The organism is Rathayibacter sp. AY1F2 (assembly GCF_002930885.1).
Taxonomy (GTDB): Bacteria; Actinomycetota; Actinomycetes; order Actinomycetales; family Microbacteriaceae; genus Rathayibacter.
Genome location: NZ_PSVG01000005.1, coordinates 82,781 through 96,353, shown reverse-complemented (window position 1 = coordinate 96,353; position 13,573 = coordinate 82,781). Strand labels below are relative to the sequence as shown.

Here is a 13,573-nt window from a genome sequence, read left to right as displayed (position 1 = left end):
GGCTCACGCGGCGGCCGCCGTCCGTGCGCGGATCCGGTGCTCGAAGGCCCGGCAGAGCGCGTGCACGAGCACCAGCTGCGCCTCCTGCACATTGGAGCCGTGGCCCTCGAGGGCGATCGCCTCGTCGCAGAGCTCGGTGAGCGGGTTCGGCCCCTCGCCGGTCAGCGCCCACGACCGGGCGCCCGCCGCACGGGCGGCCTCCGCGGCGTGGAGGAGGTTCGCGCTGCGTCCGCTGGTGGAGAGCAGCACCACGACGTCCCCCGCCCGGGCGTGCGCGGTGACCTGGCGCGAGAACACGTGGTCGAAGCCGTAGTCGTTGCCGATCGCGGTCAGGCTCGACGTCTCGGCGTGCAGCGAGATGGCGGAGAAGGGGACGCGGTCGCCGTCGAAGCGGCCGACGAGCTCGGCGGTGAGGTGCTGCGCCTCGGCCGCGGAGCCGCCGTTGCCCGCGGCGAGCAGGCGCGCGCCGGAGTGCAGGCGGTCGGCGAGCTCGACGCCCCAGGCGGCGATCCTGTCGGAGTGGCGCTCCAGCTGCGCGACCGCGTCGAGCGCGCGCGCCACGTGGTCGTCGACGAGGCGCCGGGCGGCGTCGGCCGGGGTGTCCAGAACGGTGTCGATGGTCGCGGTGTCGATGGTCATCGTCGCGGAGCCGCCTTCCGGGTGGTGGGGGATGAGGGTGCGCTCGTGGCGCCGGTGAGGAGCGACTCGTCGCCGAGGCCGGCGAGGGTCGTGACGTAGGCGCGCTCGGTGTCGGCGGCGACGCGGTCCCAGGAGTAGCGGGACTCGACGCGCTCGCGTCCGGCGGCCCCGTAGGCGCGGGCGCGGTCGGGGTCCTCCAGCAGCGAGCCGAGGGCGGCGGCCAGGGCGACCGGGTCGCGCGGAGGCACGTGGACCCCGGTGACGTCCTCGACCACGGTGTCGATCAGGCCGCCCACGGAGGAGGCGACGACCGGCACGCCGCAGGCCATCGCCTCGAGCGGAGTGATGCCGAACGGCTCGTACCAGGGCGCGCAGACCACGACGTCGGCCGAGCGGAGCATCGCGGGCATCTCGGTCTGCGAGAGCTGGCCGACGAAGTCGACACGGTCCGCGACGCCGAGGCTCTCGGCGACGCCGTGCAGCCGCTGGTACTCGGGGTCCGCCGTCAGCGCGTCGCCGGAGCCGGAGCCCCCGACCACGACGAGCTCGGCGTCGTGGCCGGCCGCGACCAGGTGCGCGAGCGCCTCGATCGCGATGCCCATGCCCTTGCGCGGCACCAGGCGTCCGATGGTCATCAGCCGCGAGCGCTCGCCGCGGGGCGCGACCGGGCCCTCGACCGAGAACCGGTCGATGTCGACTCCGCAGGGCACCACCGAGATGCGCGAGGTCGGCACGCCGAGCCCCTTGAGCTCGAAGGCCTCGTCCGAGCAGGTGGCGACGACGCCGTCGGCCTTCTGGCCCACTCCGGGCTCGAGCCAGGCGCGCTCCTCGGGGCTGGTGTCGAGCGCACCCTGCTGGCGGCGCTTGACCACGCCCAGCGCGTGGAAGGTGTGGAGGACGGGCACGCGCCGCCCGGTGGCGCGCTCCACCCGCTCGGAGGCGTCGAGCGCGGCGACCCCGGACATCCAGAAGTGGCTGTGCACGAGGTCCGGCCGCTCCTGCAGCCACTCCTCGGTGAGGTCGACGGCGAAGTCGCCCATGAAGGGCAGCAGCTCGTCCTTGGACACCCGGCGCGGCGGTCCGGCGTCGATGTGCACGACCTCGACTCCCGAGGTGAAGGGCACGCGCCGGGGGAGGGAGGGGTCGTCGCGGCGGGTGTAGACGACGACGCGGTGGCCGCGGCGGGCGAGCGCGTCGGCGAGCGCCGCCACGTGGACGTTCTGACCGCCGGCGTCGACGCCGCCGAGGGTCGCCAGCGGGCTCGCGTGCTCCGAGACCATGGCGATCGTCAGCGCGGGCGCGGCGGAGAGGTGCTGCTTCATCGGGTGCTCCCTTCCAGAGCGGGCTCCGGCGACCGGCGTCCGGGGAGGTCGGCGAGGACCTCGTCCCAGTCGCGGTGGAACCGGGCGAGGCCGTAGCGCGCGAGCGCGGCCTCGCGGGCGACGGCGCCGGCGCGGGCGGCCCGGTCCGGGTCCTCGACGAGCGCCCGGGCCGAGGCGACGAGGGCGTCGAGGTCGTTCGAGATCGCTCCGGCCTCGGGCGGGACGGCGCGCCCCGCCTCCGTCACGTCGAGCGCGACGACGGGCATCCCGAGGTGCATCGCCTCCAGCAGTGCGAGGCCGAGGGAGGTCCATCGGAACGGGTGCAGGTAGACCCGGCGGCGGGCCAGGGCCCCGTGCATCGCCTGCGTGCGGACGTCGCCGAGGACCGTCACGTCCTCCAGGCCCGGCAGCTCGGCGAGCCGGTCGGTCTTCATCCCGAAGACGTCCAGCGGAGCGACGGCGCCGAAGCGGGGGAGCAGGTCGGTCCCCGCGACCCGGCCCCGGCGGACGGGCTCGTTGACGACCACGCCGAAGTGCGGCAGCTCGCCGGTGTAGAGAGGGCCCGGGTCGTGGATCCCGTGCTCGATCACCGTCGTCCGCGTCGATCCGGTGTCCCACATCAGGGCGTTGAAGTGGGTGACGTGGACGATCAGCAGGTCGTCGCGGTCGGCGAGCGGGTGGCGGTTGTCCGGCACGTCCCCGCGGGGGGTGTTGTGCTCCACGTAGACGGCGGGCACGTCGCGGCCGAGGCGTCGCCCGAGCAGGCGCTCGGCCTCGGCGAGCTCCTCGGGCCTCTGGAGGAGGACCGCGTCGACGTCGGCGTCGTGCAGCTCCTCGGGCGCGATCTCGACGGCGCTCGGCCAGTCGCGGCCGCCGGTGCCCAGGCCCCAGCCGTCGCGGGCCGGAGTCGTGGGGAGCAGGTAGGTGTGGGCGCCGCGGACGAAGGCGTCCGCCCAGCCGCCGTGCACGTGCCAGAGCAGGATCCTCATGCGATGGCCTCTCTCGGGGAAGTCGTGGGTCGGAGTCGGAGGGCGGCGGCGACCGCCTCCTCGGCGCTCACCCCCGCGAGGCACGGATGGCCGGGGACGGGGCACACGCGGGCGCGCGAGCCGGCGCAGGGCGCCTCCTGGTCGCCGAGCAGCGCGACCGGGACGCCGTAGGGCGCCCAGCGCACGGCCGGGACGACCGGCGCGAAGAGGCTGACCACGGGGGTGCCGACCGCGGCGGCGAGGTGCGCGGGGCCGGTGTTGCCGCAGATCACGACGTCGGCGCCGGCCAGCACCTCGGCGGCGCCGGCGAAGTCCGTCGCCCCGCCGAGGTCGATGCCGCGGGAGCCCGCGACCTCGGCCGTGAGGGAGCGCTCGCCCGGGCCGCCGGTGACGACGACGGCGAGGCCCGCGTCCGCCAGCAGCTCGACGGCGCGGGCCGCGTTCGCCGCGGGCCAGGCGCGGGCGGGGACGGCTGCCCCGGGGTGCACGACCGAGTAGGGGCCGATCCCCTCGAGAGCGGCGGGCAGCACGCCCTCGCGGCGCACGCGGAGCCGTCCGTCGTCGCCGGCGGGCAGCGCGAAGCCGGCCGCCGCCGCGATCGCGAGCGCGCGCTCCGGCTCCGGCTGGTCCTCCTCGAGTGTCTCGCCCGGGACGAGGCGCACATCGAGCAGGGCGCCCGCGAAGTCGACCGAGGCGCCCGTGATGCGGGCGACACCGGCGAGGCGGAGCAGCAGGGCCAGCGGAAGCGGCGACTGGTGGAAGGAGGTGAGGATCACGGCCTCGTCCGGCGCGAACTCCTCGGCGATCGCGCGCAGCTCGTCGACGAGCTCGGCGTCGACGGGGCGGGAGGCGTCGCCGATCCACGGGCACCACCAGGTGCGGACGGAGGAGGGACCCGGCAGCAGCGCGGCCGCGGGCGCTCCCTGCGGACCGCTCAGCAGCAGCACCTCGGCGTCGGCCGCGATCGCGCGGACAGCGGGTCCGCACAGCAGGACGTCCCCTGCGCTGTCCAGGCGGGCGACGAGCACGCGGCGCCTCACTCGGCGTCCTCGTCGGGCTGCATCGCGAGCAGCAGCTCGACCGCCTCGAGGAGCGTCGCCGCCTGCAGCGGGGCGGCGTCCACCTCCTCGGCGCGGGTGATCGGAGTCGGCACCAGCACTCCACGGGCGCCGGCCGCGGCGGCGGCGCCGACGTCGGCCCCGATGTCGCCGATCACGGCGAGGGACCGTGCCGGCAGTCCCAGCTGCTCGGCGGCGCCGAGCACCATGCCGGGCCGGGGCTTCCGGCAGGAGCAGCCGTCCTCCGGGCCGTGGGGGCAGAGCATCCACACGTCGAAGCCGCCGAAGAGCTCGTCCACGCGCCGGTTCACCGCGTCGGCCTGCCCGCGGTCGATGATCCCGCGGGCGATCCCGGACTGGTTGGTGACCACGCCCACGGCCAGCCCCGCCTCGCGCGCGCGCTCGACCGCGGCGAGGGCGGTGGGCATCGGGGAGACCTGCGCCGGGTCGCCGTTGTAGGGCACGTCGACCACGAGCGTCGCATCGCGGTCGAAGAGGATCCCCCGCAGGCGCGGGGCCCTCGCGCGCTCGTCGGCGCTCCGGGAGGAGGAGTCGTTCACCTTCTCCTCGTACCCCTCGACCGGGGATGTAAACCCCCTTCCGGAGAAGTCGGTCCGTCCGGGCGCGTCGCTCGCATCTGTGGGCGGCGCGTCTGAGGTGCGCGCAGCGGGGTACGGGGTCTCCGACAGGAAGGAGGCGCCGTGCGCGCTCTCACCGCCCCGGACGGGACTCCGGAGATCCTCGCGCTGCGCGCCCTCAAGCTCGGCGACCTGCTCGTCGCCGTCCCGGCGCTCAAGGCCCTGCGCCGCGGCTTCCCGGACCACCGGCTGATCATGGCGACCACGCCCTGGCTCGAGCCGATCGTCGACCTGGTCGAGGGCTTGGACGCGCTCGTGCCCACCCTTCACGGACTCGACGACCCACTGCCGATGGCCGCCGGCCGCGTCGAGCTCGGCATGAACCTCCACGGCAACGGCCCGGAGTCGCGGCTGCGGCTGCGCGAGATCGCGCCCGAGCGCACGCTCGAGTTCCGCGTCCCGGCGCTGGACCCGGGCGCGGGCCCGGAGGACCCGCGCCCGCTCTGGATCGATGGCGAGCTCGAGCGCGCCCGCTGGGCCCGCCTGGTGAACTCGATCGGTCTCGACGCCGACCCCGAGGACGTCGCGATCGCCGTCCCCGAGGAGCCCGCCTCGGCCCCCGGAGCCGCCGTCGTGCACATCGGGGCCTTCTACGGCTCTCGCGAGTGGCCGGAGGAGCGCTTCGCCGCGGTGGCGCGCGCCCTCACCGCCGAGGGGCACCGCGTCGTCTACACCGGGGGCGCGAACGAGGCCGACCGCGCCCGCCGCGTCGCCGAGCTCGCCGGCACGGGCGAGGTGCTGGCGGGGGAGCTCGCGCTCAGCGGGTTCGCCGCGGTCGTCGCGGCCGCCGAGGTCGTGGTGACCGTCGACACCGGGGCCGCGCACCTCGCGTCCGCCTACGGCGTCCCCTCGGTCGTGATCTTCGGTCCGGCACCGCCCGAGGCCTGGGGTCCTCCGGCCTCGGGGCCGCACGTCGTGCTGACCGACGCCTCCCTCCGCCGCGGCGATGTCTTCTCCGCCGAGCCGGACCCGGCGCTGCTCGCGGTCCAGGTCGACGACGTCCTCGCCGCCCTCTCGTCGCTCCCGTCGCGTGCCGAGGCCCACCTCAGGCGGACTTCAGCCGCGTCGCCGGTCGGACCGGAGTGACCGTGGCCACGCGGGCCCGGGGAGCGCGCGGCTGATGGCTGCGCGAGGGGGCGCCGAGCCGGTCGGCGAGCTGCGCGAGGATCCGCCGCTGCAGGCGCGAGACCTGCATCTGCGTCGTCCCCAGCGCGTCGGCGATCTGCTGCTGGGTCCGCTCCTCGACGAAGCGCATCCGCAGGAGCTCGCGCTGGCCCTCCTCGAGCTCGGCCAGGGCCTCGGCGAGCCCGTGCCGCCGGTCGATCTCCAGCAGCCGGTCGTCCTCGCCGCCGAGGGTGTCGCCCAGGCCGACGCCGCCCTCGCCCACGGTCTCGTCGAGGGAGAGCGGATGCCCCGCGAGGCGCGCGTCGGCCACCTCCGTCGCGTCCACTCCGAGGCGGCGGGCGATCTCCTGGTCGGTGGGGTGACGGCCGAGCTCCTGCGCGAGCTCGTCGGCGACGACGGCGGAGCGGCGGTGCAGCTCCTGCACGCCGCGCGGCGGCCGGATCATCCAGCCGAGGTCGCGGAGGTGGCGCTTGAGCTCGCCGGTGATCGTGGGGACGGCGAACGCGGCGAAGCTGTCGCCGCGCTCGGGAGTGAAGCGGCGGGCGGCCTTCACGAGGCCCACGTAGGCGACCTGGCGCAGATCCGCCCAGTCGCCTCCGCTCCGGGAGACCCGGCGGGCCATGGCCTCGGCCAGGCCCAGGTGGTCGAGCACGATGCGCTCGCGGATGCGCGCGCCCTCGGCGGCCTCCGCGCTCACCGCGGCCTGGAAGAGCGAGAGCGTGCGGGCGTCCTTCTCCTCCCGTGCCGCCTCGGTGAGGGCGCTCGGGCGGTCGGTGCGGGGGTCGAGATCGATCGTGCTCATCAGTGCTCCTTCCGGGCACGCTCGCGCGGAGGCCCGGCGCGGCCTGCGGTGCGGCGCTCGGGCCCTCTCGACGAGAGGCCCGGGGTCAGCGCACCACTGCTCCTGCTCGCTCGGGGAGTCCGTTGACTCGGAGCAGTGCTGTCCGGTAGAAGCAGTCGCCGCGAGGCGCGCACCGTGCCCGGGGCGGAGGCGCCACGGCCCCCGCGATCCCGGGCGCCGCACCGGCTCCCGCCGGTAGGATCGGCCTCGTATGTCTGAGCTCACCCCGCCCCAGGAAAGCGCGCCGGACGCGCACCCGTTCACGACCGCGACCGGGAGCGACGTCCGCGTCCGCTTCTGCCCCTCGCCGACCGGGACCCCGCACGTCGGCCTCATCCGCACCGCCCTGTTCAACTGGGCGTACGCGCGCCACACCGGCGGCACGTTCGTCTTCCGCATCGAGGACACGGACGCCGCCCGCGACAGCGAGGAGAGCGTGGAGCAGATCCTCGACGCGCTGCGCTGGCTGAAGCTCGACTGGGACGAGGGCGTCGGAGTCGGCGGCCCGCACGGCCCGTACCGGCAGTCCGAGCGCACCGATGTCTACCTCGACGTGATCGCGCGCCTGACGGCCTCGGGGCACCTCTACGAGAGCTACTCCACGGCCGAGGAGATCGACGCGCGCAACGAGGCGGCCGGCCGCGCGAAGCAGCACGGGTACGACAACCACGACCGCGATCTCACCGAGGAGGAGCGCGCCGCCTTCCGCGCCGAGGGCCGCGCCCCGGCGCTGCGCCTGCGCGTGCCGGACGCCGACCTGTCCTTCGACGACCTGGTCCGCGGCCCGATCACGTTCCCCGCCGGCTCCTTCAGCGACTTCGTCGTGGTGCGCCCCAACGGCCAGCCGCTCTACACGCTGGTGAACCCGGTCGACGACGCGATCATGCAGATCACCCACGTGCTGCGCGGCGAGGACATCCTCCCCTCGACCGCCCGGCAGATCGCGCTGTACCACGCGCTGATCGACATCGGAGTGACGACCTTCGTCCCGCGCTTCGGGCACCTCCCCTACGTGATGGGCGACGGCAGCAAGAAGCTCTCCAAGCGCGATCCGTCCTCGAACCTCTTCCACCACCGCGACCGCGGCTTCATCCCGGAGGGCCTGGTCAACTACCTCGCCCTGCTCGGCTGGTCGCTCACGCACGACCGCGACGTCTTCTCGATCGACGAGATGGTCGCCGCCTTCGACGTCGCCGACGTGAACCCCAATCCGGCCCGCTTCGACCTCAAGAAGGCCGAGTCGATCAACGGCGACCACATCCGCCTCCTGGCCGTCGACGACTTCACCGAGCGGACGATCCCGTACCTCGTGGCGGCCGGAGTGCTCGCGGGCGAGCCGACCGCCGAGCAGCGCGCGGTGCTCGACGCCGCCGCGCCCCTCGTGCAGGAGCGGATCGGCCTGCTCGGGGAGGCCCCCGGCATGCTCGGGTTCCTCTTCACCGCCTCCGACGCGCTCGAGTACGACGAGGACGCGCTGAAGGGCCTGCCCGCGAACGCCGGCGAGGTGCTCGCCGCCTCGATCGGCGCTCTCGAGCTCGTCCCCGCGTCCGAGTGGCTGACGGCCTCGATCCAGGAGGCGCTCGCCTCCGCGCTGATCGAGGGCCTCGGCCTCAAGCCCCGCATCGCCTACGGGCCGCTGCGCACCGCGGTCTCCGGGCGCCGCGTCTCGCCGCCGCTGTTCGAGTCGATGGAGATCCTCGGCAAGCAGGAGTCGATCGCCCGCCTCGACCGCCTGGGTGCTCACCTCGGCGCCTCCCGGCAGGCCTGACCGTGGCGGAGACGGTCGGCGGACGCTACGACGTCGTCGTGATCGGCGGGGGCCCCGCCGGGCTCTCCACCGCGCTCAACCTCGTCCGGGCGCGCCGCAGCGTGCTGCTGCTCGACAGCAACCGCCCGCGGAACGCCGCGACCCTGCACTCGCACGGGTTCCTCACCCGCGACGGCATCTCGCCGCTCGAGCTGCGCCGCCTCGGCCGCGAGGAGTTCGAGCGCTACGAGGCCGCCGAGGTGCACAACGCCCTGGTGACCTCGGTCGAGCGCTCCGGCGGCGAGTTCGTCGTCGGCGCCCGGGGCGTGCGCGGCAGCGCCGACCGCTCCGTCGTCGCCACCGCCGTCGTGGTCGCCGCGGGACTGCTCGAGACGCCGCCCGCGCTCCCGAGCCTGCGCGCCTACTACGGCACCGCCGTGCACAGCTGCATGGAGTGCGACGGCTACGAGAAGGCGGGGGAGGCGCTCGCCCTGATCGGCGAGACCGACGACCTCGCGGAGCGGGCCATGCTCCTCTCGCAGTGGTCGACCGACCTGATCGTCTTCACCAACGGCGTCGGGACGGTGAGCGACGCCGACGAGTCGCTGCTCGCCTCCATCGGCATCCGGGTCGACCGGCGCCCGGTCGCCGACCTCGCCGGGGAGCGCGCCGAGATGACCGGCGTCCGCCTCGTCGACGGCGACGTCGTCCCGCGCACCGGCGCGTTCGTCCGCCCCGTCTGGACGCCCGCGCTGGACTACCTGGACGCGGCCGGCCCCGACCGCGACGCCGACGGCTTCCTCCGCGTCGACGCCGGTGGCCGCACGTCCGTCCCCGGCCTCTACGCCGCCGGCGAGGTCACCCCTCCCGGCCCGCAGCAGCTGATCGTCGCCGCCGGATCGGGCGCCCAGGTCGCCTCCGCGATCAACCGCGACCTCGTCCGCGCCCGCCTCGGCGAGGCCGCCCCGGAGTCCGAGGGCAGCGTCGTCCGCGGCTCGATTTGAGCGGGATGCCCGCGTAGGGTACTGTCGTCTCTCGGCGCTCGGGTCTCGATCCGGTCGCCGCCTGGTCCCGGGATCACCTCCGGATGACCATTGGGGTATGGTGTAATTGGCAACACGGCTGATTCTGGTTCAGTTGTTCTTGGTTCGAGTCCAGGTACCCCAGCACTGATCTCTTCCGCGGCATTCCGCGCGACGCCCTCGTTCGTGGCGTCCTCCTCCGGGCCCGCCCCCGCGTGAACCGCTCTCGGCGGCGTCCGCAGTATCCCCCCTCCGGCCGACGCGGCCGTCCGAGGCGCTGTGACACGATGGAACCTGTACGTCTCTCAGGTACCCGCGTCGCGCGGGTCGGACGAAAGGTCGCCCGCCCATGGAACCGGATCTCCTCTGGATCGTCCTCGCCGGAGTCGCCGTCGGCGCACTCCTGCTGATCGCCCTCATCGGCTTCTTCCTCTTCCGCGCCTGGTACCAGGTGCCGCAGGCCGACGAGGCGATCGTGATCGTCGGGAAGAAGCAGAAGGGCGAGGACGGCCTCACCTCGAACATGACCGTCATCACCGGCGGCGGCGCGTTCGTGAACAAGCTGACCCAGCGGTCCGACCGCATCTCGCTGCGCTCCCGCCAGATCAAGATGGAGCCGGTCGCGCAGACCAAGAACGGCGTGACCATCCACCTCGCGGGCGTCGCCCTGGTCAAGATCGGGTCCACGGCCGACCAGGTCCGCGCCGCCGCCGAGCGCTTCGCGTCGCAGGACCAGTCGATCGACGTCTTCACCACCGAGCAGCTCGAGGGCGCCCTCCGCGGCGTCGTCGCGAAGCTCAGCGTCGAGGAGGTCATGCAGGACCGGCAGAAGCTGGGAGACGAGATCGCCGAGGGCATCAAGGGCGACCTGCTCGCCCAGGGCCTCGTGCTCGACTCCTTCGCGATCCAGGGCGTCACCGACCGCAACGGCTACATCGAGGCGCTCGGAGCGCAGGAGATCGAGCGCGTCCGCCGCGAGGCCGACGTCGCGCGGATCAACGCGGCCCGCGAGGTCAAGGCTCGTCAGCTGGCCACGGACGAGGCGAACCTGATCGAGCAGACCGCCTACGACAAGAACACCGCCGCCGCGAAGTCCGAGGTCGGCCGCGCCAACGCCGAGGCCGAGCAGGCCGAGAACCTGGCCCGCGCCGAGCGCGAGCAGGCCGTCCTCGTGCAGCGCGCCGAGAACCGGCAGGCCGAGCTCGACGCCGACGTCAAGCGCGTCGCGGACGCCGAGAAGTACCGCCGTCAGACCGAGGCCGACGCCGACGCCTACGGACGCGAGAAGAAGGCCGAGACGGACCGGCAGGTCGCGCAGCAGGTCTCCGACGCCGAGGCCTACGCCGTCCAGCGCCAGGCGGAGGCGCGCCAGGCGTCCGCCGCCGCCGAGGCCGCCGCCGTGAGCGCCCGCGCCGAGGCCGAGGCCCACGCACTGCGGGCCAAGGCGGGTGCCGAGGCCGAGGCGCTGCGCGCGAACGCGACCGCCGAGGCGGAGGCCATCCGCGCGAAGGGCGAGGCGAGCGCGGCCGCCATCGCGGCCGAGGCGGAGGCGCTCCGAGAGAACCAGGAGGCGATCCTGGGTCGCGAGCTCATCGGGCAGCTGCCCTCGCTCATGGCCGAGTTCGCGAAGGGCTACCAGAACGTCGGCTCGGTGACGCTGATCGGCGGCGACACCGCCGGCACCCACATCGCGCGCGAGCAGGCGGCGGGTCTCGCCGCGACGTTCGACAGCGTCAGGTCGGCGACCGGCGTCGACCTCGGCGCGATCCTCCAGGGCCAGGCCTTCGGCCGGGGGATGGCGACCGGCGGCACCGTCGTTCCGACCGGCGCGTCGGTGGCGACCGGATCGGGTGACGCCCCGCGTCCGTCCGGCACCGGCGACCCGACCGCCGTGGCCTCCACGAGCTGACCGCAGGGTCCCGCTGATTTCCGGCGGTTCCACCACCGCCGCCGTGCTCGTCGGTGGGCGCCCGTCGGCGTCCGCCCTCGAGCACGGCGTGCGGCGTTCTGCGCGACCGGGTCGTGCCCCTGCCCGGCGTCGAGCGGCCCCGCTCAGACCAGCGGCTTGCGCATCTGCAGGGACGTCGTCTCGTAGCCGAGCGACTCGTACAGAGCCCGCGCGGCGGTGTTGAAGCCGAACACGTTCAGCGCGAGGGCGGAGCCGCCCTGGGAGCGGACGTGCGACTCCGCGAGCAGCATCGCCGCCCGGCCGAGGCCGAGGCCGCGCTCGGCGGCGTCGATCTGCACGTCCCAGACGTACCCGACGCCCTCGAGTCCGCTCGGGTGCGGGCCGAGCCAGAGCGACCCGACCGCGCGGCCGTCCTCGGAGACGAGCAGCACGTCGTGCCCGGCGGCGGGGGAGCCGCCCGGGAAGTACTTCTCGTACGAGGCGTCGGCGTTGCGCGTCGCCGCGGCCTCGTCGTCGCCCGCCCGCATCCGGTCCTCGATGTACGCCGAGCGCTGGACCCGCATCCAGGTGGCGAGAGCGGCGGCGGGCATCGGCTCGAGCGTGACGGTCATCCCCTCACGATCCCACTCCTCACCGCCCCCCCGCGATCGATCCGCCGCGGACGGCCCGCAGGGGATCCGCGGACGGGCCGCTCGCGACGGATCGCCGCCGGCCCGGATCAGTCCGGGGTCCGCTCCGCGTGCTTCCGCTTCCCCAGGCGGGTGGCGAGGAACAGCAGCGTCCCCACGACCACGTAGCCCGCTGTCGCCAGCCAGACCACGCCCGTCTGCTGCGTCAGCAGCACCACGCTCGCGATGGTCGCGAGCACCGGCACCACCCGCGGCACGGAGTAGTGGGCGTGGTCGACGCGGTCCTTCTTCAGCACCAGCACCGACACGTTCGCCGCGATGAACACCAGCAGGAGCAGCAGCACCGTCGTCTCGGCGAGCGTGCCGACGTCGCCGATCAGGCTGAGCAGCATCGTCACTCCGCCGACGACCACGATCGACACCCACGGCGTGCGGCGGCCCGGCAGCACCTTCCCGAAAGCGCTCGGCAGCAGCCCGGAGGTGGCGAGCCCGAAGCCGACCCGCGACGCCATCACCATGAACAGCAGAGCGCCGTTCGCGATGGCGACGAGCGCGATCAGGCCGAACAGCCACGGCGGCACCGCCACTCCGCTCGCCGCGACCACGTCCAGCAGGGGGCCGCTGGAGGCCGCGAGCTCGTCGTTCGGCAGCACGATCACGGCGCCGAGCGCGATCAGGAGGTAGACCACGGCGGCGGTGATCAGCGCACCGAAGAGGGCCCGCGGGTAGACCTTCGAGGGGTTCCGCACCTCCTCGGCCATGTTCGCCGCGGCCTCGAAGCCGAGGAACGAGAAGAAGGCGACGATCGAGGCGGCGAACGCCCCCTGCAGCGGAGCGACGTCGGGGTTGAACTCGAGCACGCGGGAGGCGTCGCCGTCACCGGAGCCGAAGAAGACCGCGGCGCAGACGATGACGATGACCAGTCCGCTCACCTCGATCACCGAGGCGACCAGGTTCGCGGTCAGCGACTCCTTCACCCCGCGCAGGTTCACCAGGGTGAGGATCGCGATGAAGACGATCGCGGTGGGGATCGGCGGCACGTCCAGCAGAGCCCCGAGGTAGTCGCCCGCGAACGCGTTCGCCAGGGAGGCGGCCGTCGTGATGCCGGAGGCCATCATCAGGAAGCCGATCAGGAACGAGAGGTACGGCTTCCCGAACGCGCGGTCCACGTAGCGCGCCGCCCCTCCGGCGTGCGGGTACTTGGTGATCAGCTCGGCGTACGTGCCCGCCGTGAGCAGGGCGACGACCAGCGCGATCAGCAGCGGCAGCCAGATCACGCCGCCCACGTCCTCGGCCATCGTGCCGACCAGGGTGTAGATGCCGGCGCCGAGTGTGTCGCCCACGATGAAGGCGAACAGCAGCGGCCCGGTGATCACCCGCTTGAGCGACGCCTTCCCGGGAGCGGTCTCGGCGGTGTCCGTCGTGTCGGTCATCCGGACACTCCACCGAAGCGGAGGGTCCGAGCGCAAGCCTCGCCGCCCGATCGCTGCGAGATTTCTCATCATCGCGACCCGTGTGGCAGGGGCCCGGGCGGCGAGGACTCCCACAGCGCGCGGATCCCGGGACTCGGGCGATCGGCCGCATCAGAGGGAGCGGACCCGGTGCGCACAGGGTGAACAGGGGGCGACCGCGCGTGCCGCCGCGCGCCCGCACT

Annotated in this window: 12 protein-coding genes and 1 tRNA gene; 5 read left to right on the top strand and 8 right to left on the bottom strand. The window is 74.3% G+C overall.

Annotated features, from left to right (window positions below; all coding sequences use genetic code 11):
* Positions 1-3: 3 nt before the first annotated feature.
* From C5C54_RS05975 to C5C54_RS17895, 5 genes are read right to left on the bottom strand one after another with little or no spacing between them, the layout of a single operon-like run.
* Complete coding sequence (locus C5C54_RS05975) at positions 4-639, bottom strand: SIS domain-containing protein (RefSeq protein ID WP_104247441.1); 636 nt, start codon at positions 637-639, stop codon at positions 4-6.
* Positions 636-1,931: a glycosyltransferase gene (locus C5C54_RS05970; protein WP_104287981.1), complete on the bottom strand. Its 1,296-nt coding sequence runs from the start codon at positions 1,929-1,931 to the stop codon at positions 636-638. Before C5C54_RS05970 ends, C5C54_RS05975 begins: the two co-directional genes overlap by 4 nt.
* A gap of 26 nt (positions 1,932-1,957) precedes the next feature.
* Positions 1,958-2,950: a glycosyltransferase gene (locus tag C5C54_RS05965; protein ID WP_104287961.1), complete on the bottom strand. Its 993-nt coding sequence runs from the start codon at positions 2,948-2,950 to the stop codon at positions 1,958-1,960.
* Positions 2,947-3,990, bottom strand: a complete 1,044-nt coding sequence (locus C5C54_RS05960) for a glycosyltransferase family 9 protein (protein WP_219812156.1) — start codon at positions 3,988-3,990, stop codon at positions 2,947-2,949. Before C5C54_RS05960 ends, C5C54_RS05965 begins: the two co-directional genes overlap by 4 nt.
* Positions 3,987-4,568: an HAD-IIIA family hydrolase gene (locus tag C5C54_RS17895; protein WP_104226264.1), complete on the bottom strand. Its 582-nt coding sequence runs from the start codon at positions 4,566-4,568 to the stop codon at positions 3,987-3,989. The genes C5C54_RS05960 and C5C54_RS17895 overlap by 4 nt, the downstream gene beginning before the upstream one ends.
* Before the next feature lie 141 nt (positions 4,569-4,709).
* Here C5C54_RS17895 and C5C54_RS05955 point away from each other — a divergent pair, with 141 nt between their 5' ends.
* Positions 4,710-5,732, top strand: coding sequence for a glycosyltransferase family 9 protein (locus C5C54_RS05955; protein ID WP_104287960.1), 1,023 nt, complete (start codon positions 4,710-4,712; stop codon positions 5,730-5,732).
* On the opposite strand, the gene C5C54_RS05950 is transcribed toward C5C54_RS05955, so the two are convergent.
* A complete protein-coding gene (locus C5C54_RS05950) occupies positions 5,692-6,573 on the bottom strand; it encodes a sigma-70 family RNA polymerase sigma factor (protein ID WP_104223520.1) in 882 nt (293 codons plus the stop codon). The two genes, C5C54_RS05955 and C5C54_RS05950, sit on opposite strands and share 41 nt — an antisense overlap.
* Before the next feature lie 250 nt (positions 6,574-6,823).
* On the opposite strand from C5C54_RS05950, the gene gltX reads away from it, so the two are divergent.
* From gltX to C5C54_RS05930, 4 genes are all read left to right on the top strand, one after another.
* On the top strand, positions 6,824-8,380 hold the full coding sequence (gene gltX / locus C5C54_RS05945) for a glutamate--tRNA ligase (RefSeq protein WP_104287959.1): 1,557 nt from the start codon (positions 6,824-6,826) through the stop codon (positions 8,378-8,380).
* 2 nt (positions 8,381-8,382) lie between these two features.
* The gene (locus C5C54_RS05940) at positions 8,383-9,363 is read left to right on the top strand and encodes an NAD(P)/FAD-dependent oxidoreductase (protein WP_104276156.1); all 981 of its coding nucleotides are present in this window, start codon (positions 8,383-8,385) and stop codon (positions 9,361-9,363) included.
* A gap of 91 nt (positions 9,364-9,454) precedes the next feature.
* Positions 9,455-9,526, top strand: a tRNA-Gln gene (locus tag C5C54_RS05935).
* Between the two features lie 204 nt (positions 9,527-9,730).
* Positions 9,731-11,290, top strand: a complete 1,560-nt coding sequence (locus C5C54_RS05930; RefSeq protein ID WP_104226268.1) for an SPFH domain-containing protein — start codon at positions 9,731-9,733, stop codon at positions 11,288-11,290.
* A gap of 143 nt (positions 11,291-11,433) precedes the next feature.
* Here C5C54_RS05930 and C5C54_RS05925 read toward each other — a convergent pair whose 3' ends face one another.
* Both C5C54_RS05925 and C5C54_RS05920 read right to left on the bottom strand, forming a co-directional pair.
* Positions 11,434-11,901: an N-acetyltransferase gene (locus tag C5C54_RS05925; protein WP_104287958.1), complete on the bottom strand. Its 468-nt coding sequence runs from the start codon at positions 11,899-11,901 to the stop codon at positions 11,434-11,436.
* Positions 11,902-12,008: 107 nt separating this feature from the next.
* Positions 12,009-13,352 (bottom strand): APC family permease, encoded by a 1,344-nt coding sequence (locus tag C5C54_RS05920; RefSeq protein ID WP_104226270.1) that lies wholly within the window; start codon positions 13,350-13,352, stop codon positions 12,009-12,011.
* Positions 13,353-13,573: the final 221 nt, after the last annotated feature.

Coding starts and splice junctions, on each gene's coding strand:
- C5C54_RS05925 (WP_104287958.1), bottom strand. CDS start 11,901: ATGACCGTCACGCTCGAGCCGATGCCCGCCGCCGCTCTCGCCACCTGG.
- C5C54_RS05965 (WP_104287961.1), bottom strand. CDS start 2,950: ATGAGGATCCTGCTCTGGCACGTGCACGGCGGCTGGGCGGACGCCTTC.
- C5C54_RS05975 (WP_104247441.1), bottom strand. CDS start 639: ATGACCATCGACACCGCGACCATCGACACCGTTCTGGACACCCCGGCC.
- C5C54_RS05920 (WP_104226270.1), bottom strand. CDS start 13,352: ATGACCGACACGACGGACACCGCCGAGACCGCTCCCGGGAAGGCGTCG.
- C5C54_RS05930 (WP_104226268.1), top strand. CDS start 9,731: ATGGAACCGGATCTCCTCTGGATCGTCCTCGCCGGAGTCGCCGTCGGC.
- gltX (WP_104287959.1), top strand. CDS start 6,824: ATGTCTGAGCTCACCCCGCCCCAGGAAAGCGCGCCGGACGCGCACCCG.
- C5C54_RS05950 (WP_104223520.1), bottom strand. CDS start 6,573: ATGAGCACGATCGATCTCGACCCCCGCACCGACCGCCCGAGCGCCCTC.